22 protein-coding genes and 1 pseudogene are annotated in these 21,062 nt (G+C 46.9%); 12 read left to right on the top strand and 11 right to left on the bottom strand.

Annotated features, from left to right (window positions below; genetic code table 11):
* The first annotated feature begins 258 nt into the window (after window positions 1–258).
* Complete coding sequence (locus tag LZG94_RS04535; RefSeq protein WP_233790749.1) at window positions 259–768, top strand: metallophosphoesterase; 510 nt, start codon at window positions 259–261, stop codon at window positions 766–768.
* Window positions 769–773: 5 nt separating this feature from the next.
* On the opposite strand, the gene LZG94_RS04530 is transcribed toward LZG94_RS04535, so the two are convergent.
* The 4 genes and pseudogenes from LZG94_RS04530 to LZG94_RS04520 all read right to left on the bottom strand — a co-directional run.
* Window positions 774–2,000 (bottom strand): M20/M25/M40 family metallo-hydrolase, encoded by a 1,227-nt coding sequence (locus LZG94_RS04530; protein ID WP_233790748.1) that lies wholly within the window; start codon window positions 1,998–2,000, stop codon window positions 774–776.
* A gap of 30 nt (window positions 2,001–2,030) precedes the next feature.
* Window positions 2,031–2,342: a MerR family transcriptional regulator gene (locus tag LZG94_RS04525; RefSeq protein ID WP_233790747.1), complete on the bottom strand. Its 312-nt coding sequence runs from the start codon at window positions 2,340–2,342 to the stop codon at window positions 2,031–2,033.
* A gap of 61 nt (window positions 2,343–2,403) precedes the next feature.
* Complete coding sequence (locus tag LZG94_RS26510; RefSeq protein ID WP_409013240.1) at window positions 2,404–2,472, bottom strand: hypothetical protein; 69 nt, start codon at window positions 2,470–2,472, stop codon at window positions 2,404–2,406.
* Window positions 2,473–2,482: 10 nt separating this feature from the next.
* Window positions 2,483–2,815, bottom strand: a pseudogene (locus tag LZG94_RS04520) (SRPBCC family protein); the annotation flags it as partial.
* 173 nt (window positions 2,816–2,988) lie between these two features.
* Here LZG94_RS04520 and LZG94_RS04515 point away from each other — a divergent pair.
* Entirely contained in the window at window positions 2,989–4,143 is a 1,155-nt protein-coding gene (locus LZG94_RS04515) for an acyltransferase (protein WP_233790745.1), read from the top strand.
* Here LZG94_RS04515 and LZG94_RS04510 read toward each other — a convergent pair whose 3' ends face one another.
* Together LZG94_RS04510 and LZG94_RS04505 are read right to left on the bottom strand one after the other, a co-directional pair.
* Window positions 4,144–5,277 (bottom strand): alpha/beta hydrolase, encoded by a 1,134-nt coding sequence (locus tag LZG94_RS04510; RefSeq protein ID WP_233790744.1) that lies wholly within the window; start codon window positions 5,275–5,277, stop codon window positions 4,144–4,146.
* A gap of 54 nt (window positions 5,278–5,331) precedes the next feature.
* Window positions 5,332–5,493: a hypothetical protein gene (locus LZG94_RS04505; RefSeq protein WP_233790743.1), complete on the bottom strand. Its 162-nt coding sequence runs from the start codon at window positions 5,491–5,493 to the stop codon at window positions 5,332–5,334.
* Window positions 5,494–5,674: 181 nt separating this feature from the next.
* Between LZG94_RS04505 and LZG94_RS04500 the strand changes: the two genes are divergently transcribed.
* Window positions 5,675–5,896, top strand: coding sequence for a hypothetical protein (locus LZG94_RS04500; RefSeq protein WP_233790742.1), 222 nt, complete (start codon window positions 5,675–5,677; stop codon window positions 5,894–5,896).
* Here the strand turns inward: LZG94_RS04500 and LZG94_RS04495 are convergent.
* Entirely contained in the window at window positions 5,861–6,328 is a 468-nt protein-coding gene (locus LZG94_RS04495) for a response regulator (RefSeq protein ID WP_215235832.1), read from the bottom strand. The genes LZG94_RS04500 and LZG94_RS04495 overlap by 36 nt on opposite strands.
* Window positions 6,329–6,718: 390 nt before the next feature.
* Between LZG94_RS04495 and LZG94_RS04490 the strand changes: the two genes are divergently transcribed.
* The 7 genes from LZG94_RS04490 (at window position 6,719) to LZG94_RS04460 (ending at window position 14,143) form a co-directional block, all read left to right on the top strand.
* On the top strand, window positions 6,719–8,992 hold the full coding sequence (locus tag LZG94_RS04490) for an Rv1355c family protein (RefSeq protein ID WP_233790741.1): 2,274 nt from the start codon (window positions 6,719–6,721) through the stop codon (window positions 8,990–8,992).
* The gene (locus tag LZG94_RS04485) at window positions 8,992–9,690 is read left to right on the top strand and encodes a hypothetical protein (RefSeq protein ID WP_233790740.1); all 699 of its coding nucleotides are present in this window, start codon (window positions 8,992–8,994) and stop codon (window positions 9,688–9,690) included. The genes LZG94_RS04490 and LZG94_RS04485 overlap by 1 nt, the downstream gene beginning before the upstream one ends.
* A 1-nt stretch (window position 9,691) precedes the next feature.
* A complete protein-coding gene (locus LZG94_RS04480) occupies window positions 9,692–11,854 on the top strand; it encodes a 7TM diverse intracellular signaling domain-containing protein (RefSeq protein ID WP_233790739.1) in 2,163 nt (720 codons plus the stop codon).
* Window positions 11,851–12,942, top strand: a complete 1,092-nt coding sequence (locus LZG94_RS04475; protein WP_233790738.1) for an ATP-binding protein — start codon at window positions 11,851–11,853, stop codon at window positions 12,940–12,942. The genes LZG94_RS04480 and LZG94_RS04475 overlap by 4 nt, the downstream gene beginning before the upstream one ends.
* Window positions 12,943–12,955: 13 nt before the next feature.
* The gene (locus LZG94_RS04470; RefSeq protein ID WP_233790737.1) at window positions 12,956–13,345 is read left to right on the top strand and encodes a response regulator; all 390 of its coding nucleotides are present in this window, start codon (window positions 12,956–12,958) and stop codon (window positions 13,343–13,345) included.
* Between the two features lie 335 nt (window positions 13,346–13,680).
* On the top strand, window positions 13,681–13,869 hold the full coding sequence (locus LZG94_RS04465; RefSeq protein ID WP_215235826.1) for a hypothetical protein: 189 nt from the start codon (window positions 13,681–13,683) through the stop codon (window positions 13,867–13,869).
* A 127-nt stretch (window positions 13,870–13,996) separates the two neighbouring features.
* Entirely contained in the window at window positions 13,997–14,143 is a 147-nt protein-coding gene (locus LZG94_RS04460) for a hypothetical protein (protein ID WP_233790736.1), read from the top strand.
* Here the strand turns inward: LZG94_RS04460 and LZG94_RS04455 are convergent, their stop codons facing one another.
* The 4 genes from LZG94_RS04455 to LZG94_RS04440 form a co-directional block, all read right to left on the bottom strand.
* Window positions 14,144–14,845, bottom strand: coding sequence for an L-ribulose-5-phosphate 4-epimerase (locus tag LZG94_RS04455; protein ID WP_233790735.1), 702 nt, complete (start codon window positions 14,843–14,845; stop codon window positions 14,144–14,146).
* 6 nt (window positions 14,846–14,851) lie between these two features.
* On the bottom strand, window positions 14,852–16,342 hold the full coding sequence (gene araA / locus LZG94_RS04450; RefSeq protein WP_233790734.1) for an L-arabinose isomerase: 1,491 nt from the start codon (window positions 16,340–16,342) through the stop codon (window positions 14,852–14,854).
* 22 nt (window positions 16,343–16,364) lie between these two features.
* A complete protein-coding gene (locus LZG94_RS04445; protein ID WP_233790733.1) occupies window positions 16,365–18,050 on the bottom strand; it encodes a ribulokinase in 1,686 nt (561 codons plus the stop codon).
* Between the two features lie 354 nt (window positions 18,051–18,404).
* Window positions 18,405–19,106 (bottom strand): NrtR DNA-binding winged helix domain-containing protein, encoded by a 702-nt coding sequence (locus LZG94_RS04440; protein WP_233790732.1) that lies wholly within the window; start codon window positions 19,104–19,106, stop codon window positions 18,405–18,407.
* A gap of 141 nt (window positions 19,107–19,247) precedes the next feature.
* Between LZG94_RS04440 and LZG94_RS04435 the strand changes: the two genes are divergently transcribed.
* Both LZG94_RS04435 and LZG94_RS04430 read left to right on the top strand, forming a co-directional pair.
* Window positions 19,248–19,832: an RNA polymerase sigma factor gene (locus tag LZG94_RS04435; protein WP_233790731.1), complete on the top strand. Its 585-nt coding sequence runs from the start codon at window positions 19,248–19,250 to the stop codon at window positions 19,830–19,832.
* A 72-nt stretch (window positions 19,833–19,904) separates the two neighbouring features.
* A complete protein-coding gene (locus tag LZG94_RS04430; protein WP_233790730.1) occupies window positions 19,905–20,921 on the top strand; it encodes a FecR family protein in 1,017 nt (338 codons plus the stop codon).
* Window positions 20,922–21,062 lie beyond the last annotated feature (141 nt).

Here is a 21,062-nt window from a genome sequence, read left to right as displayed (position 1 = left end):
TGGTAAGAAGGTTTGTAACTGACGAATTACATTTTTACAATAATATACAAAGGAGAAACACTTTACAACTACAAATTTAGTTTTGGTGAAAATTTATACAGAAATGAGATAAATTTAACTTTAATTAAGTTTTGCTGTACAATATCTGTAAAATATTTATATATAAGTTACTTTAACTTAACAAAAATTTCACAAAACATTCCGGGAAGGATTTTCAATGGCCATATTTGCAATTCTATTCAGTATTAAACAGGAAAAATGAAGCGTATCGGCTTGCTATCGGACACACACGGTTATCTGGATGAAAGGATTTTCAATCATTTCTCCAATTGTGACGAAGTGTGGCACGCGGGGGATATTGGCTCGGTGGAGATTATTGAAAAGCTGGAAGCGTTCAAGCCGACCAGGATGGTATTCGGGAATATCGACAATACTGAAATTCAGATTCGTACCACTGAGCACCAGCATTTCGAACTGGAAGGATTCCGGATCTGGATCACGCACATTGGCGGCGCGCCCCCGAGGTATAACCCGATCGTCATGCCGACACTGAAATCGACTCTGCCCGACATTTTCATTTGCGGCCACTCCCATATTCTGAGGGTAATCCGCGACCCGAAGCTGAACAATATGCTTTACATTAACCCAGGAGCAGCGGGAAAAGAAGGTTTTCACAAGATCCGCACCGTCTTGCGCTTCAATATGCACGACGGGCTGATCAGCCAGATGGAAGCGATTGAACTCGGGAAACGCGGAGCTATTAACTGAGGTTTTTAAAAAGTAATTTTCACCTTTTTGGTTTCTTTGCCGCGTATAAACTCCGCATCTACCTGCTGGCCTTTTTCGTGTTTGCTCAGGATTTCCATGTAATCATAAATAGTGCCGATTTCCTCGCCAGCCAGTTTCATAATCACATCGCCAGGTAATATCCCCGCTTTTTCAGCCGGCCGAGCTTTTGATACTGCGTCTATTTTCAGCCCTTTTCCGGAATAACTATAATCCGGCATTACGCCAAGTGTTACCTTGAAATTGCTGGTCGTCGCCCCTGCGTGCGGGTTGCCGGCAGCTACGAACTCGGGTTCACCGGTTTCACTGTCAAGCTTAGTAAGCAGGCCGGCGATGAGCGACAGTATCCTGGCTTCTCCTTCGTAGTTGATCTTGTCAGGATCGTCCGAAATCTTATGATAGTCGCCGTGCGCGCCCGTGAAGAACTGCACGACCGGGATATTTTTGAGATAAAAGGAAGTATGGTCAGAAGCGCCGACACCGGAAGAATCCACGGTGTAACTCAAATTCTGTTTTTTTGCAAGACCCGGGATCAGCTTTCCCCAAACCGGGCTGGTCCCCCACCCCGAAACGATAATACCTTTCGCTTCATCCAGCCGCCCGATCATATCCATATTGATCATCGCGGATACAGAAGCAAGCGGAATAGTGGGTTTTTCGGTAAAATGTTTCGAACCGATCAGCCCCAACTCTTCGCCTGAAAAAGCTATAAAAAGATAGTTATGCTTTTCTTTAACATTGTTTTCGGCAAAGTACTTCGCCAGTTCCATCACTCCCGTCGTCCCCGAGGCATTATCATCTGCACCGTTATGGATCATATTTTTGCTGTCGGGCGAAAGCGAGCTTCCCTGAAAACCTTTTCCGAGGTGATCGTAATGCGCGCCCACCACGATGGTTTTAGGGGCACCATTATCGAGTAATGCCACCACATTCCGGCCCGTCATCAAATGTGCTTTACCCTCAATAGCAAAAGAAACATCGAAAGGCTGGAAATAGCTGTCGCCGGTCCCCGCAGGTTTCAACCCCAAACTTTTGAAATGATCTGCTATATAATTGGCCGCCCGGATCTCGCCCAGGCTGGCAGTACCCCTGCCTTCCAGATCGTCCGAAGCCAGGAAGGTAATATGCCGGCGAAGTGACGCCGTTTCGAAAGTCTGCGCTGCGGCTCCGAATAAGATAAGAGCACTCAATGCCAGACAAAATAGGTGTTTCATTTAATATCTTTAAAAGGAATAAATTGAAAGCTACAAGTTGTCTTTCAGCTCGACCAGAAACTTCCGTACACGCATTAATCGCTGGATCATCAACTCAGATTCTTCTTTTCTCCGCAGCTGCTCACGGGTACCTTTGATCGTGCGGCCCTGCTTGTCGCGCTGGTGCATGATTTTTTTGATGATCTCAATATCCCTTTCGGTATACCTTCGTCTGTTCCTGGCGTCCCTTTTGGGGTCCAGCTGGGGAAATTTCTTTTCCCAGAAACGCAGCGTCGGCGCCTCCACTTTAAGCAGTTCCGCTACCTCATTGATGTCGTAATAAAGCTTTGCCTTTGGTTCCATGGTCTTCTGAAGCGAGTCCTACAAAGATAATTACCGCTCTACCATTACATCCTGTTTTGGGCTAAACTTTTGATCTTTTCCAGTGCTGCGCCTGCAAATTCGAGCGAGCTGTCGTAGTAGTTCTTACCATCTGCCAATGCGGAAAAATCTCCGATTTGCAGTGACAGCCGTGTTCCGCTGTCTTCAACAGAAAGCTGGTAAGTGTACGCGATATCGTAGGATGCCGGGGGCAGTTCCCATTTGAATGCATAGAGTTTCATAACCAGTTTTTCGTGCGGTTCGCATTCTGTTATTGTAAGGCGCGTAGAACCGGTCCATTCAATCACCCGGCCGACTTCCAGGTAGTAGTCGCCAAAATCGTGCGGCAGATCGTCCCATTGCCTGATGTATTTTGGGGCGATGAGCACTTCCCAAACTTTGGAAACGGGCGCTTCAATCAGTATTTCCTGCTTAACGATCAGTTGTTCGTTCATGTATCCGAAATTATAGGCTTAGTTAACTTCGCAGGTTAAAAATTATGCCGTGCACGGGCCTGCGTTTATTTTTCTAAACAAAATGTCTGCGTTTCAAAAGAAATTAATCCATTTTTGGCGCACAATATACGCGCAAGCCGGCAGGAACTGAAAATGATAACTTCCATTCAAATATGATCGAAGCGCCAACACTGCCCCGGAACGATTCCAAGATTGACAGCATTCAGATACTCAGGGCTATCGCAGCGCTCATTGTCACGGTTTACCACTCCAAAGACGTTTTCTCAAAAGGCGAGCCTTTCAAACAGGAAGTCGACTTTCTGTTCAGTTCAGGCCCGGCTGGCGTGGCTTTGTTCTTTGTGATCAGCGGGTTTATTATGGTTTACATTACCCGCAATATGCCGTCGTCGCCGCTGGCGATTTACCAGTTTATGGTGAAAAGGTTTATCCGTATCTGGCCGACCTACGCGATTATGACGCTCTGGTTTTACTATATCCACCACGGATTTTCGGCAGATAGCAGATTCATGAAAGACCTGATAATGAGCCTGCTATTCATCCCGCTCACCCACACCGACGCGCCATTTTACGGTAATGCCACACTTTCTGTTGGGTGGAGTCTGAACTACGAGATCTATTTCTATTTGCTTATCGCTGTCTCGCTGTTTTTTGCAAGATACCGGTGGCCGGTTTTCTTTTTGCTAATTCTAATCACGCTCGTCTTAATTCCGGTTGCCACAGGCTATTTCACCCTTAAACCGGATCAGTCTCCCGACTTTGGTTCAGGGTACCTGAATATGATCACTAACCCGATTATATGGAATTTTGTCTACGGCGTAATCATCGGGCTTCTTTACATTCATCCGGTCACGCACGCATTTTTCACTTCACTGTTTTCAAGAAAAGGGCTTACTTCTGCGGTAGTGCTGCTAGTGATCTGGCAATACTTGTCGGGGTTCTTTGGAGGATTGGGTCCATTCCAGTGGGGTTTCGGTGCATTTGCATTGTTCTTAGCGATCATATTCCATGAATCCGGCACCCGGTTGCATTTCCCCGCCTGGCTGGTACGGACAGGCGATATGTCGTTTTCCATTTACCTGATCCACATGCCGGTTTTGGTAATTATCCCTATATTCTTTGCCAAACTCGGTTACCCTATTTTTGGATCGGGCACAGCTATGCTATTCTTGTCGCTTTCAGTCACGCTCACGCTTTCGCAATTATCTTATCATTATTTAGAGCTGAGATTTTCTAATTTTCTCAAATCACTTTTCCCGTTAATGGATATTAAAAAGAAACGTGTAAAGGCGCAGGAAGCCCGGGCCTGATCATTTGATCTCGATATCCTCCACCGTTTTGAAGTTTTCATTCACGACCTGGTGGCGGTTGCCAGCCCAGAGCCGCTTCATGAATTGCGCGTAGCGGTTCGTCACGTATTCTTCGGTGTAGCTAAGGTGGTGGCCTTTTTCAGGCTGGTAGTTCAGTTCAAACGCAACTTTCAATCGTCTGAGCTGGTCCGAAACGGGCTTGGCGCCTTCGGAGCTGAGATAGAATGGGCAGGAAAGGAAAGTCCCCTTCTGGTAAGGCAGCACATTATCCCCTGTTCTTTGAAAAAATACAGTCGGCTTAGCATTTGCCGCATTAATATAGCTGCTTTTAAAAATACCGTAACCCATGTACGACAGCAAAGCGCGTACCCTGTAAGGCGCGCCTTTCGGATTCGGGTCCAGTGGCCCGAGGGTTTTTACTATCCCGGGAAGCAATGCTTCAAAATCAGCTTCACGCATATATAGCAATGCAGATATGGTAATTGCGCCTGCACTGCTGCCTGCCAGTATCATCTGCGCCGGATCAATATTGAGCTCGTCGGCTTTTCCGGCAAAATAATGGAGGGCCGCGTAGGTATCCTGCACAGCGCGGTACACAGCCTGCACAACTTCCCTATTGTTACCGCCACAGGCGTTTTGCTCGCTCCCGCCATTAAAGCCCAAACGATAATTGATAGAAGCCGCCGCATAACCCTTCCGGGCGAGCCAGGTTGCTTTACCCATTTCATTGTCCAGTGTCCCAAATAGGAACGCACCTTCATGTACCATCAATACAAAAGGCCTGTGCTGCATGGTATCTTTCGCCGCAGAAATAAAGCTGTAATCCAGCGTGACCGGCCTGCCTATAAAATCGTTCGCTTTATAATAAACGCCGGACTTTTTTACCAGGTCAGCCTCCGTGAAAATATTGATTGTCCCAAAACGGTTTGAGAATGCAAAGGCAGAATCCCGGTTAACGATCGGGAGCGTATCTACGATCAGTGTATCAGGATCGGTCACGACAGAGGTATCGATACCGGTGGTATCCTCCCCTCCCGGCTCCGGCAGCGGACGCACCATCGACGGTCCGCCGCAGTTGGTACACAGCCAGACGAGTGTGGTAAAGGCACTCCAGAAGTATATTTTTCTCAGCATTGGCCTCAGAACGCTTTACCGTCTTTGTTTTGTAGAGCCGGTTTCCCGATCTCTCTAGGATTGGTGGTAAAAATACCCTTCTGTTTCGTTTTTTTCAGCAATTTCTCCGTCCTTTTTTTCCTTTCTAAGCTTTCCGTCCATTTGCCTGGCCAGGGAATTCAGGTAAACAAATAAGACAACTCCGGATATCACGCCTATTGCGACAATTTTTTTCATGATTGAATATGATTTAGCAGGTGAAATGCGGCTTTGGATGGATTTCCCAAGCACATTATTTACCCTTAAAAAAGGATACCAGCTGAGGGAGCGAAGCCAGAAGAAGCTGATTTTGAAGTGAAGTATAAGGTGCTGGTACGATTTTATATCGAATAGAATCAACACGCTAACTTATCAGGAGATGGACATTATCATATTTTTTAAAGCAATAGGGAATCTGCTCTTTACGGCGATCCTATTTTTCGCGATTCTTGTCACTTCGGCATTTTCGGTGCTTACTTACCTGCTTAAAGGTATGGTGCCCGCTGTGACCAACTTCAAAACGCTGCTTTTACCAAGGAGTGAAGACCGCCCGCGCCTGCTGCGGCTAGGAAAGAAGATTTTGTCTCAAAAGAAATTCTAACTGGCCGTTTACATCGAGCAGCTTTTCGATCAGCTCTTTGTTTTCTTCCCGCAGGTGAAATATCTCGTATGCATTCTTAATGATAATACGTAGCTGCTGCTCGTCCCAAGGTTTATTGAGGTAATAGTAGATATGTCCCTTGTTGACCGCATCTATCACAGCAGAGATATCAGTGTACCCAGTGAGCAGGATCCTGACCGGATCAGTGTATTCTTTCAGTACTTCGATCAGGAAATCTACCCCCGTCATTTCAGGCATGCGTTGATCGGTGATGATCACATGCACAATGTTGTGTTTCAACAACTCCAAACCCTCCCGGCCGGATGTGGCTATAAGTATATTAAAGTCTCTTCTGAAAGCTGCTTTGAACGAGTTGAGGTTATTGATCTCGTCGTCCACATAGAGTACGCTAATCTTCCCTTTAGTTTCCATTATGAAATTTAAACTTTGAGGTGGCTTGGTTGTAACTGCAAATATCGTAAGCTCGATGATAATATAAAGATAATTCTACATTCTTGAATCCAAATCCGGGTACGTAACCTCGGCAGACAATTGTAAACATGCTGAGACCAACTGGTTTACGGCATTATTCATCAAATATTTTTGTAACCATTCTTCAAATATTTTCAGCAGCGGTGCGTTGGCGGTAGTTTTACAAAAATAATTTCAGCAATTTGTAAATGTTTAACCGACTATTGCCAATACACTTTTTTACTGGTAGGGTTGGAAAATCAATGGCGCACACTAAGATCAAGAACATTTTTGTAAAACTTAAAACAAGGAAAATGACTTTTCTCAGAGGCGCCCTCCGAAAATTACAACATGTACGCTGAGACGATCCTAAACACAATTTACCGCCCGGTATTCATTCCCAAAGAACAATATGCTGACCGGCAGAAATTTGATTTGTTGACAGGCGAATATCGCAATGCGCTCATTTTGAATTTGTTCGAATCTCAGTCGAAAGAGCTGATCAAGGTCAGAAATCCCAGGCAACGCTTATCCGACCAACAACTCGACGAAAGGTACGCCGGGTGGACAGCCGAAAAAGACGCCGACCTCGAAGGCTGCTGGGTATATTATCCCTGGTCGAACCGCCTCCTGCACTTGCTGGATGAGGCCGATTTCATTGAACTCCGCACCGCCCGCAACCGGCACAAAATCACGTTGCAGGAACAAAACTCCCTATCAAAACGCCGGATTGGCATAATCGGGCTATCCGTTGGTCACTCCGTCGCATTGACCCTCGCCACCGAAAGATCGTTCGGCTCCTTGCGGCTGGCCGATTTTGATACGCTCGAATTGAGTAACCTCAACAGGATCAGAACTGGAATTCACAACTGCGGACTCAATAAAAGTGTGATCACCGCCCGGGAGATCGCAGAGCTCGATCCGTTCCTTCACATTGAATGCTACACCGAGGGAATCACTACCCATAATCTGAATGATTTTTTGACCAGAGACGGTAAGCTGGACCTGCTGATCGACGAATGTGATGATATTGAAATCAAGATAAAATGCCGTGAAGCAGCCCGGCCACTTGGTATCCCGGTTGTAATGGAAACCAGTGACAGGGGTTTACTCGATGTGGAAAGGTTTGATCTCCACAATGACCGGCCGATACTGCACGGCCTGCTAAGTGATATTCCCAAAGAAAGGCTGCAAAATATTTCCCCTGCGGACAGGGTCGGACTTGTGATGCGGATTATTGATGTGTCGAAAGCTTCTCTCAGAGGCAGGGCGTCGCTGCTGGAAGTCGGGCAGTCGATCAGCACCTGGCCGCAGCTGGCCAGCGCAGTAACCCTCGGCGGCGGCGTAGTAGCCGACGTTTCAAGGAGGATCCTGCTAGATCAGTTCACAGAATCAGGCAGGTATTATGTGGATCTGGAACAACTGGTGGGTAACACTCCCGTAAGCCCGGCTGAGTCTGTCAGTATCCATAATGAGAAACCTTTTGATCTGGCAGCTGCGATTGTAGCAGTGGATTCGCTTTCCGCCAGTCCTCCCGAAATCTATCCCGACCCGGAACATATTAAACTAATCGTGGAAGCCGCATCTCATGCCCCTTCCTACGGTGATGTACAACCATGGAAATGGATTCACCGAAATGGCCGGCTGTACCTTTTTCATGACAAAGCAGGCTCACTGCCATTCTTATATTATAAGGACATTTTAGCGCATTTTGCACTTGGCGCTGCATTTCAGAATGTGGTGATCAAAAGTGCTGAGTTGGGATATCACGCAACAAGCCATATTTTTCCGGCAGATAACAAGCCGGACCTCGTGGCGACGATCGAATTTAGCAACCGGGAACCAGTAGATATTGCCTCTTCGCTTTCGCCATTTATACATATCCGTGCGACGGACAGATCAGCGGGAGAATCGCTGCAACTGACAGACACTGACCTGGACTACCTCGGACAAGCCGCTCACGGAATAATACACGGACGGATTGACTTTATCCAGGATTCGGACCATATTCGCAAGCTCGCAGAAGTTGTCGGTGCTTGTGACCTGGTGACTTTGCTGCATCATGAGGGGCATGCGGACTTTTTCGGGAGGGTTGTCAAAACGAACGAGGAGGCAAATGCAGAAAGTGAAAACAGCATTCCGCTAAGCACTTATACCTCCGATCCTGGCTTATTAACAGCGCTTTCGATCGTAAAAGACAAAAAGATTGCGGGGATCTTGAAAGATATTGACGGTGGCAATCTGGTGGCCGGACTGATCGGTCGCACGATCGCCACTTCCCCGTGCATTGCCGCTATTTCTGTCACATCACCGGGACAGGAAGCATTTGATTCGGGAAGAATAGTTCAGGATATCTGGCTGCGGGCTTTAAAGCTCGGACTAGCGGCAGAGATTCTTTATTCACCGGCGGTTCTTTTTGAGCGAATGAAAAACGGTGACGGACTCGACAATACAGATATGAACAAAATTCAACGTTTAGCGAATCATTTTTACAACACCCTGAAACTGCCGATCGAATCAGGCCCGGTTTTTCTTCTGAGAATACAAAAGTCTGCAACGATAGCTACTAAAACGAATCGCCTGGCACTAGATAAAATATTGTTTATTGTAAATGACGAAATTTGATGGTAGCTAAAATACGAGCATTTAAATCTACCGAAGACAGTGAAACCTGCCTCAGATATATTGATGAGCACAGAAAAGTTTTAGAAGCTTACGGGGTTAAGCAGGTAACTTCCGCCAATCGCGATTGGCTGGAAGATGAAAATACATTTGTGATCATTGTGGAGTCGGAAGATGGCGGAAAAATCTACGGCGGCGCCAGGCTTCAGGTTCGGCAGGAAACACGCAAAATGCCGATGGAATACGCTATTGCGAAAAAGGATACGCGCATTTACAGCTACGTAGACGAGCTGAAGGATGAGAAAATTGCGGAGCTTTGCGGCGCTTTCAATAGCAAGGAAGTTGCAGGATTCGGGATAGGAAGCGTTTTTCTGGGTCGGGTTGGTATTGCGCTTACTACCGGGCTTGATATTACAAGGCTGCTTGCATTATGTTCGCCGCCCACATTGCGACAGTGTCTCAGGCTTGGTTTCGAGGTGATCCGGACATTGGGAAATAATGGTACGTTCTATTACCCTAAAGAAGGCCTGATAGCTACTGCGATTGTTGTGACGGACCTGGAACAATTGCCTCTTGCACATGAAGAAGAATTGAAGCATATTAAACGTTTAAGGAATAACCCCGTTCAATTTGCAGTTGAGCAGGGCCCGAAAGGTGAGATCGCGTTACATTATGATCTGAATATTAAAATAAAGGTATAATATGGTGAGACTGCTACTTGTACTTTTATTGATCGTATTCGCCGGAGAGAGTTCCGCTGAAACTGCGGACTATAAAAACGGCTCGCTGATCATTGGAAAATACCTCGAAATTTATGAAGATACATCGGGCTCACTAACCCTCGACGAGGTCCGCAAGGTGCAGCGATTTGCCAAAAGCAAAGATGAGGTTCCCAATCTCGGATTAAGTCAATCCACTTTCTGGGTAAGGTTTTCAATCAAAAACAGTTCGGCAGCGGAAATGCTGTACCTGGAACTCGCCCAGCCTTCGATCCATTCCTGCGAGCTTTTTGAGATCAGCGAGAGCGAAGTCCGCTCCGAAGCCTACACGAATACCGACCGTTTCAGCGATCGGCTCATCAAACACCAGAACCTCGTTTTCCGGCTCGGTTTGGGTCCCAACGAGGAGCATTCTTACTATCTTAGAGTAATAGGGTCAAATCAGGTCGTGCTGCCGCTGCTTGTGCGCGACCGCGAGGTATTCTTTGAAACCGCCCAGATCGGCGAGACCATCAACGGCATTTTCTGCGGAATTATCGTGGTAATGGTGCTTTACAACGTATTTATTTACTTTTCCACGAGAGACAGAAGTTACCTCTTTTACGTGCTTTACGTGCTTTCTATCGGATTGGCCCAAACCACACTTTCGGGATATGCATTCAAATATCTCTGGCCAAATGCACCCGCTTTCAATTCCGTAGCAGCGATTTACTTCTCCGGCGTCGCGGGCGTGTCGGTGATGTACTTCCTTAAGCATTTCCTGCAGTTAAAAGAGAACTGGCCCCGTGCCACGATCATTATGCCGATTATCGTGGTGCTGTATTCTATATCCACGGTGCTGAATATGACGGGATTCCAGCTTTTGAGTTTCAGGGTGGTGGATTTTACAGGCGCTTTCGGGGCGCTTTGCTGTCTTGTAATCAGTATTAAGTTATCCAGAGAAAATTACCGCCCGGCCAAGCTTTTCCTTTTGGGCTGGTCTATATTTCTGCTCGGCCTTTTCCTTTTTATTCTACGCAATGTAAACGTGCTGCCTTATAATGTATTTACGACTTACACCATGCAGTTCGGTTCCATTATGGAAGTTGTATTACTATCGATAGCACTTGCAGACAAGATCAATATTTTCAAGAAAGAAAGAGAAGAGTCGCAGGCACAGGCGCTCCGGATCTCGATGGAAAACGAAAAGATCATCATGGAACAGAATGTATTCCTTGAAAAAAGCGTGAACGAGCGTACAGCCGAACTTCAGTTCGCCAACCAGGACCTGAATATGGCATTAACCCGCCTCAAAGACGCGCAGACGCAGCTCATCGATTCCGAGAAAATGGCTTCATTAGGTCAGCTTACCGCCGGGATTGCGCATGAAATTAATAACCCGATCAATTTTGTAAGCTCCAATATCAAGCCCCTGAGAAGGGATATTGACGATGTACTTGAAATCCTCGATTCGTACGAAAATATTCAAAACGTGGTGTCTCTTGAGGATTTGCAAATTAAAATGAGCGAAATTGAGCAATTGAAATCAGAACTTGAGCTGGACTACATTAAAACTGAGCTCGACACGCTTTTAAAGGGTATGGAAGATGGGGCGAACAGAACTGTCGAAATCGTAAAGGGACTAAAGATCTTTTCGCGCATCGACGAGCTGGACCTGAATATCGTCAATATCAACGAAGGCATAGAATCGACTTTAATCATCCTGAATTATCAGATGGGCAATGCGATTCAGCTGGTTAAAGATCTGGGCAATCTGCCAAGTATCGAATGTTACGCAGGCAAGCTAAATCAGGTATTTATGAATATACTGACTAATTCAATCTATGCTTTGCTCAAAGACAGGCAGGAAGACAAGACCCCAACAATATGGGTAAAAACGTGGCTAAGCGACCCTGACAACATTTCAATTTCCATACGCGATAATGGGCCTGGAATGACGCCGGAAATTAAAAACAAGATATTCGAGCCCTTTTTTACGACCAAACAGGTGGGCGACGGAACGGGCCTTGGCCTCTCGATCGTCTTCAAGATCATAGAAGTCCATAGTGGTTCTATCCAGGTTAATACCGAGGTAGGCGAGGGAACAGAATTTTTAATTACGCTTCCAGTTAAAAGAAAAGTAAGCCCTATTCCTGATTTTCGATGAATGAAAAACCAATAACTATTCTTTATATCGACGACGAGGAGCATAACCTGCATTCGTTCAAGGCTTCTTTCAGAAAGCAATACGACATCACGATCACGGCGTCTGTCGTCGAGGCAGAAGAGATATTGGAGAAAAAAGATTTTTGTATTATCCTGGCCGACCAGCGTATGCCGGTGATGTCGGGCGTTCAATTTTTTGAAAAGATCAGATTAAAATTCCCGAAACCTATCCGTATCCTGATCACCGGCCACACGGATATCGGCGCGGCGATCGATGCAATCAATAAAGGAGAGGTTTTCAGGTTTATCGACAAACCCTGGGATTATAAGTATGTTGAAACTGCGATTTCAAATGCATACGAGATATACAAAACCCGGGAAGACCTGAAACAGCGCAACAGCGAACTGCAAAAGGCAAATGAAGAGCTGGACAAATTTGTGTACAGCGCCTCCCACGATCTTCGGGCACCGCTTATGTCGGTTCTGGGCATTGTGAACCTGGCTTTGCTGGAAGAAGATGTTCAGTCGCAGAACGAGTACCTGGAATTAATCCGCCAATCGGTCAAAAAACTGGATACTTTCATTATCAATATCATTGATTATTATAAAAACGCGCGCGGCGTGCCGGTGGTTACAGATATTAGTTTTGACGAACTGGTAACGGAAGTACAAGCCACCATTCAGTACCTGCCCGAATACGGTAACCTGAAAATGACCACGGATATTGATCAGTCAGGCAATTTCCAGTCTGATGTGATGAAGCTCAGGATCATTTTTAATAACCTGATCAATAATGCGATCAAATTTCAGGACAAATCCAAGCCCGATCCCTACGTGCACTTAACGGTACGGTCCACTCCTACCGAAGCCAGGATCACCGTGGCCGATAACGGTTTGGGTATTAAGGAATCGGATCAGGATAAGATCTTCCGGATGTTTTACCGCGCCGGCGCCACTAATAGCGGGTCCGGAATTGGATTGTATATTGTGCATGAAGCAATTTCCAAATTGGAAGGCCGGATCAGTGTCAGCTCCAAGATTGGTGAGGGCAGCGTTTTTGAAATCAATATTCCCTCAATAAGAAAATAAACTACGGTCGCCCATGAAGCCTCTTCTAAACTTCTGTTTGATAGACGACAGCGCCTTCGATCTATTCATTTACGAAAAGTTGCTCATCAAGAGCGGGATAACCGATACTGTCAAAACCTTCAATTCGGCGCGGGAAGCGCTAAAACACCTGCTCACCGAGGGTTCTGTACTTCCTGAAACGATCATTTTACTCGACCTGCAAATGCCGGATATGAACGGATTCGAGTTTGTGGAGGAATATGCAAATCTGCCCGGTTTTCTGAGAGAAAAAGTCAAGATATTCATGCTCTCCTCGACCATCGACACACGCGATATCGAAAAGGCAAAAGCCAGCCCGCATATCATCGACCTGCTCCCAAAACCCCTCGAAGTTAGCTTTTTAAAAAACAGATTATCGCTTTGATTTCTCCCAATACCCTCCCCTGCGTCTCCCTTCCCAAACTTGCTGATCAGGCATAATTTTACTGATACTTTCTCACAACTCCCGACCCGGCTGTGCACGAGAACAAACTTTCGCCTCTCCTCCCAGATTTACACAATCTGTCCTATTTTGTAACAATATTCCAATTTTAGGAAACTTTTTTTAAATAAACTCGCGGATACAAACACTCGTTTATGTAATTAAAAAAATTTAAAATATAAATTTTTACATTTCGTAAAAAGCATCCGGTACTTGGGAACATGTTTGTTGCAACCCTCTGAACAATCTTTGTAAACCTAAACATTCACCGATTTTCAATGAAAACTGACAGCAAGACCCTTTCAGAAATTTTAAAGTTGCATGCTGAATACGTGAGAGAAGTGGAGTTCAGCGGTATTAAACCTTTATCAATAGAAATTTACAAGACCAATTCCAACAACTTTGTTCGCTGGATCAAAGATGAATTTAATCCGGGCAGCAAGCTGCGTAAGGAAGCAATTGGTTAAGATCAATTCATACTCAACGTTTAGAAAATACCGCTGCCGGATGTATCTACATCCGGCAGTTTTTTTATAGGCGATTGTTTGGTAAGTTTGATTATCAGATATTCAAATAATAATCAGCGGATCCACTATGTTTTTTGCCCTGTATAATATGATAAAAGGCCGGTTCACGAAAGAGGCGATCGAAGAGGCCAAATCCAATGACAAAGGGATTTCCAGGCAAGAAGCTTTACGGCAGATGCGGAAGATTGCCAGTCAGCGGGTGGATAAAAAATAGCTACTCCTGCCCGTAATAGGCATTTTTCCCATGTTTTCTAAAATAATGCTTGTCGATCAGGCTTTGCTTGATGGTGTTTGCCGAGGGATTTATCTGTAAGGTCAGATAAGCCATTCTGGCGATTTCTTCCAGGACAACCGAGTTATAAATAGCCTTTGCCGGATCTTTACCCCAGGTAAACGGTCCGTGGCAGGCGACCAGCACCATTTCCACTTCTTCATAGCTCAGTCCCTGTGCTGCGAAAAGATCCAGGATCTGATTGCCCGTTTCGAGCTCGTAATTTCCCTCTATCATTTCATCCGACATTACTTCGGTAACGGGTATAGCCGCCGTCAGATGGTCCGCGTGGGTGGTACCCAGGTTGGGAATCGGCCGGATCGCCTGCGCCCACGCCACTGCATAAGTAGAATGCGTGTGACAAACCCCGCCGATGGAAGGAAAGCTTTTATAAAGCAAAGTATGCGTTTTGGTATCCGAGGACGGCCGCATGGAACCTTCAATCACCACATTATCGAGATCCACTACTACGATATCCTCCGGCTGGAGCCGGTGATAAGGAATACCGCTCGGCTTGATCGCCACTGCGCCCGCAGTCCGGTCGATCCCGCTTACGTTACCGAATGTAACGATCGCCAGTTCTTCCTTCGGAATCTCCATATTGGCCTCGTAAACCTGCTCTTTCAGGTATTTATATTTTGACATAATCAGTTACTTATAAAATCCCTCACTCCACCGCAACTCATTTTTCAATTGTCTCAGCGTTGTATTTTTATCAATCACAACCAGCTCCACACCCGCCATTTCAGCGAAAGTTTCGATATGGTCCACTGTCAGGTTTTGACTGTAAACGGTATGGTGCGCACCTCCGGCGTAGATCCAGGCTGCACAACCTGTCTGCATATCAGGCTGGGGCTTCCATAATGCCCTGGCCACAGGCAGTTTCGGCAGTTTTTCAGTTACCGCCACTGCGTCGACTTCATTCACAATGATCCTGAAACGATTGCCCAGATCCACCAGAGACACGTTCAATGCTGGCCCGGCCGGCGCGTCAAATACCAGGCGGACAGGGTCTTCTTTGCCCCCTATTCCCAATGCGTGGATTTCACAGGATGGTTTTCCGGCTGCAATGCTCGGGCATATTTCGAGCATATGCGAGCCCAGCACCAGGCTGTTTTGTGGGTCAAAATGATAGGTATAATCTTCCATGAACGAATTACCGCCTTCCAGTCCGCTGGCCATTACTTTTAGTGCGCGCACCATCGCCGACGTTTTCCAGTCGCCCTCGCCTGCGTACCCGTAACCCGCCGCCATCATCCGCTGCGAGCCGATCCCTGGCAATTGCTTCATGCCGTGCAGATCTTCAAACGTATTGGTATATCCCTTAAAATTTCCATCCTGCAAAAAGTACTTCATTCCAAGCTCGATACGGGCGGCATCACGGAGCGACGAATGCCTTCCAGCCCCGTTTCTCAGCGTTTCTGCGAGTTCATAGGCTGCGCCATATTCTTCCACCAGCCTGTCTACATCAGAGTCCGAAATCTGGTCGATCACCTGAACCAGGTCGCCTACCGCGTGGGTATTGACCGAAAATCCAAATGTCATTTCTGCGGCTACCTTATCTCCGTCGGTAACTGCCACCTGGCGCATATTATCACCGAACCTGACAAATTTCGCTCCCTGCAAATCGTGACGCGCCGCGGCTACCCTCGCCCATTGGCCGATTGGTTCCTGCACCTGCTCCTGCTGCCAATGCCCTACTACCACTTTTCGGTTGAGCCGCATTCTGGTCATCATAAAACCAAATTCCCTGTCTCCGTGGGCAGACTGGTTGAGGTTCATAAAATCCATATCAATGTTGGCCCACGGGATATCGCGATTGAACTGGGTGTGCAAATGCAGCAGAGGTTTTTGCAGGATCTGCAAGCCTCTGATCCACATTTTTGCAGGAGAAAAAGTGTGCATCCACGCCACTATCCCAATGCAATTCGGTTTGCTATTCGCTTCCTGGATAATCTGAAAAATCTCTTCCGAAGACTTTACGACCGGCCTAAAAACCACCCGGACAGGTATTTGGGAAGAACTGTCCAGCGAACCGGCAATAGCAAGTGAATGCTCATCGACCTGGCGCAGCGTTTCTTCTCCGTATAAATGCTGGCTTCCGGTGATAAACCAGATCTCAAACTGTTTTAAATCAAGCATCGGGATTAATTAAAAGAATGTTTTAATAAGTATCAGCAACTGGAATGACAGCAGCTGGTTCTGATTTTTTGAGAAATTCATTTTCTAGGAATGCACCGGAAATAAGGTATTTCTGGTAAAGCTGCTCGTAAATCTGCGCCTCTTTTTGGCGCGGCTGATATACTGCATCAAAGCCTGAGTTCATCGCCTGCTGCGCCTCGGGTAATGTAGCGTAAATGCCCGACGCGACCGCTGCAAACATGGCCGCCCCCAATGCACAAGCCTGCTCGGACGCAGCTACTTTAATAGGCATATTCAGTACGTCGGCCAGTGTTTGCATTACAAATGCCGACTTTTTCGCTACACCGCCAATCGCGATCACTTCGTTGATAGGAACTCCTTCGCTCCGGAAACGCTCGACAATGCTTTTAGATCCGAATGCGGTTGATTCCACCAGCGCTTTGAATATTTTCGGACTGTCACTCGCGAGGTTAAGGCCCAGAATTCCACCTTTCAATGTATGTTTAGCGTCGGGTGTACGCCGGCCGTTAAGCCAGTCTACCGCGATGATATCTGTCTCTTTTACAGGCAATTTTCCAGCTTGTTCTGCCAGGTGGGGTATTAGTTTGGCTGCTATTTCTTTTGCAGCTTCTTCGCCAAGCAATGTCCGTACCGGCTCCACAACGAGCTTTCCGAACCAGGCATAAATATCTCCGAAAGCCGATTGTCCCGCCTCCATACCAAGCATTCCCGGAATGATGGACCCGTCGACCTGCCCGCAAATTCCTTTGATCAGCAGGTGACCGACTTCCTCATTCGGCGCGATGAGCATATCGCAGGTTGAAGTCCCGATCACTTTACACAGCGAATAGGGTTCGATCAATGCACCCACCGCGCCCATGTGCGCGTCGAAAGCACCTACTCCAATGACAGTGTCCACCGGAATACCGAACTTCTGGGCCCATTTACCCGAGATTCTGCCCATTGGTTTGTCTGACGTTTCGGTAGTATCGAACAAACGGTCGCGCAGACCGTCGAGCAGCGGATCGAGTTTTTTCAAGAAATCATTGGAAGGCAACCCGTCAAAATCCTGGTGCCAGAGCGCCTTGTGTCCCGCGGCGCAGCGTGATCTTTTTAGTTTTAAAGGGTCGGTGTCTCCCGTCAGTTCAGCCGAAACCCAGTCGCAATGCTCGACCCAGGAAAATGCTTTTTCGAGCACTTCAGGATCCGCGCGCAGGGTATGCAGTATTTTTGCCCAAAACCATTCAGAAGAATAGATACCGCCTACGAACCGGATATAGTTTTCAGGCCAGGAATCGGCGAGGCGGTTGATCTCCTCAGCTTCTGCATTGGCGGTATGGTCCTTCCATAAAATGAACATTCCGTTCGGATCTTCGGACATTTCAGGCAGCAGCGCGAGGGGCGTACCATTTTTGTCAACCGCTACCGGTGTGGAACCTGTGGTATCTACCGAAATCCCGCGAACCAGATTCCTGGCTTCGGAAGGTGCATTGTCCAGCGCCTGGATCACCGCCCTTTCCATACTTTCAAGATAGTCGAGCGGGTGCTGGCGAAACTGGGATTGCGAGGCGTCGCAATACTTTCCCTGCTTCCAGCGCTCATATTCCTGCACAGCGGTACCGGCCTGTTCGCCGGTGTGCGCATTCACCACCAATGCCCGCACCGAGTCGGTCCCGAAATCAATTCCAATTACATAATCTTGCTTCATATTGACAGGTTTAGGATATTTCGCCGACCAAGGATTTTATTAAATTTATCGGCTAACAAATATAATTAAATTTGTTTCTCGTGTAGGATTGACACAATTTATTAATGAGTGAATTTTGAATGAGTGAATGAGTGAATGAGTGAATGAGTGAATTAATGGTACCCCTGGGGTTTCGGTAGTGATCGAAGTCGAGAACAAATATCGCCTGAGTTATTCATTGATTAGATCATTAAAAATCATTCACTCATTCGCCATTCCACGTCGGCTCATTCATCCATCCATCATTCACTCATTCACTCATTCACTAATTCACTCATTCACTCATTCACTAATTCATTCCCGTTCCACGGCGGCTCATTGCTTCATCGAATCGGGCATAAAATTCCAGAAGGAATGGAAATTGGCTTTATACTTCTCGGTGTCCAGCTTGTAGAGCGTCGCCTTTTTCGTTGCGCCATTATTATTCTTATCGCCCGTATCGATCAGCAAACCGGTTGAAAGCAGCTTCCTGCTGAAATTGCGCCGGTCGATGGGGATATTGTAAATCGCCTCGTAGAGTTTTTGAAGTTGCGGGATGGTAAAACGCTCCGGCAGCAGCTCGAAGCCGATCGGGTGAAGTGCTGCATTGTATTTCAAGTGCTCGATAGCACGCACAACCATTTCTTCATGGTCGAATATCAGCTTCGGCCGCGCGTCCAGGGAAATCCACGATGCATTGTGGCTTCGGACAGCTTCAGAATCGTGCGCGTCAATTTTGATGAGTGCAGAAAAAACCACCGAGACAGTCCGCTCGCCGGGATCGCGCCGCGCTTTACCGAAGGTTTCCAGTTGCTCCACATAAATGTTTTTCAGCCCGGTCAGGTTATAAAGTATCCTGGCAGCACCGTCGGAAAGATCCTCGTCCTCATTCACAAAACCGCCCATCAGCGACCATTTTCCCTTCTCCGGCTCAAAATTCCTTTTGATCAGCAATAGCTTGATTTCCTTGCCATCGAAACCAAAAATGATGCAGTCGATCGCCACGAGAATGCGTGCAGCCTGTGGGTAGTTTTTCAAGTGATGTTAATTTTATATTAAGAAAGTAAAAAAAAGAAAGAGAATACTTAATCTGGACAAAGACCCCTGAACAAATTTAATTGCGAATTTTGTAAACCTTCCCGACCACGTTAAAGTCAGATTTCACAGGCCATCTTCATTATGAACTACATATACGACAACTGTTCCGATGAAAATATCCTAACGCTGATCCGTGAGCAGCACGATGAGCTGGCATTTGAAGCGCTTTACAATCGCTATTTCAAGTCGCTTTTTAATTATGCTTACAGTAAAGTTCACGATCAATTTGCGGCGCAGGAGATCATTCAGGAGCTTTTTGTGAACCTTTGGCAACAGCGCGACCGCATGTACGCTGACTGCTGCAAGTCACTGCTGTTCACGATCGCCAAAAGGCAGGTCATTTCGTTTTACCGGAAAGAACTTACCCGCCGCCGCCATTACGACCAGTGGACTATCCACCAGCCCGGCCACGAGGAAACCGCCGACCAGTCTGCATTGGTCTCCGATCTGGAACTGCGTTACCAGTCGGGATTGCATTTGCTGCCGCCCAAATGCCAGGAAGTGTTCATCCTGAGCCGCCAGGGGTTTGCCAATAAAAATATCGCAGAACAGCTTTCTATCTCGGAAAAGACTGTTGAACAACATATTACCAAAGCTTTGCGCGTACTGAAAGCGCATTTGAAAGAGCACATGATTTACGCTTTAATACTTTCCCTGATTTTCTGAAAATAAATTTAGCGACCGGCTAAGGGTCGCTGCTCCGGCGCGCGACTTCCTGATATAACCATTACTAGGAAGATGACCCCTCAGATCCCCCCTTCGCTGCTTCAAAAATATTTGCTGGACCAATGCACCGAAGAAGAAAAGGTGCAGGTGGAAGCGTGGTACGAATCGCTGCAAGGGGAATCTGCATTTCTTGACCAGCTGCCCGACGCGGATGTGGCAGAGATCAGGGACAATACATTTTCTGAAATAAAGAATCAACTGGATTTTGAGGAAGAGAAACCGGCGCTTTCGTACAGCTGGCGCTGGCTGACTAGCATTGCGGCCTCGGTACTGCTCGCTGCGGGCATTTACTTTTTTTATAATGTCAAAAATCAGGCAAAAGAACATAAAATTGCTGCGCAGCAAATCCAGAACAAATCTGTTGAACTGATCACTTTCAGAAACGAGGCGCCGCGGATCGTGATCCACCAGCTTCCCGATCACAGTTCTGTGGCAATGCATCCGGATGCAGTTATTATTTATCCGAAAGCATTTGATACAAACCAGCGGGCTGTCCATTTTTCAGGGGAAGGTTTTTTTGATATTCAGAAAGATCCTGCCCGCCCGTTCCTGATCGAAAGCGGCGAGCTGGCGATCCGGGTATTGGGTACGAGCTTTAATGTAAAAGCGCCCGTCAGCAAAAAAATGTTTCAGGTGGATGTGGTCACAGGCAGTGTGGAAGTATCCGCCCGGGATAAGGTCGGCGCGGCGCAGCAGGTGATATTGAAGCCCAAAGAACAGGCTTTGTTTGAAACGGGTTCACGAAAACTGACCGCCCGTGTAATCGTTCCGCAAGCCAGAAAGCCCATTTATGAACCGGTAACCATTGTTTTTGAAGAAACTCCGATGATCAAAGTGATCGAGCAGCTTGAAAAACGGTTCGATGTCAATATTTCATTTTCCAACCCGGGCATCGCCCAGTGCAGCGTCACCGCCAACTTTGAATCACATCCTCTGAACAGCATTCTTGAAATGCTCTGTACCACTTTGGAGGCCAGTTATTCCTTGTCCGGCGATACGATCACGATCAGCGGCGCGCCCTGTGAATAATCCAATCTGTCAGCTATGAACATCCACTCAGTACCACCATGAAAAAACCGGAGGTGTACCACCACCCCCGGTTCCAAAACAAAGCCTTTTTGATCGTACCACCGATCAAAAAGAAGAATTTATCCAACAGTGCCTAACCAT

The organism is Dyadobacter sp. CY343 (assembly GCF_021390335.1).
Taxonomy (GTDB): domain Bacteria; phylum Bacteroidota; class Bacteroidia; order Cytophagales; family Spirosomataceae; genus Dyadobacter.
Note: the sequence above shows the minus strand (reverse complement) of the source record. Positions and strands in the feature narration are given on the sequence as shown.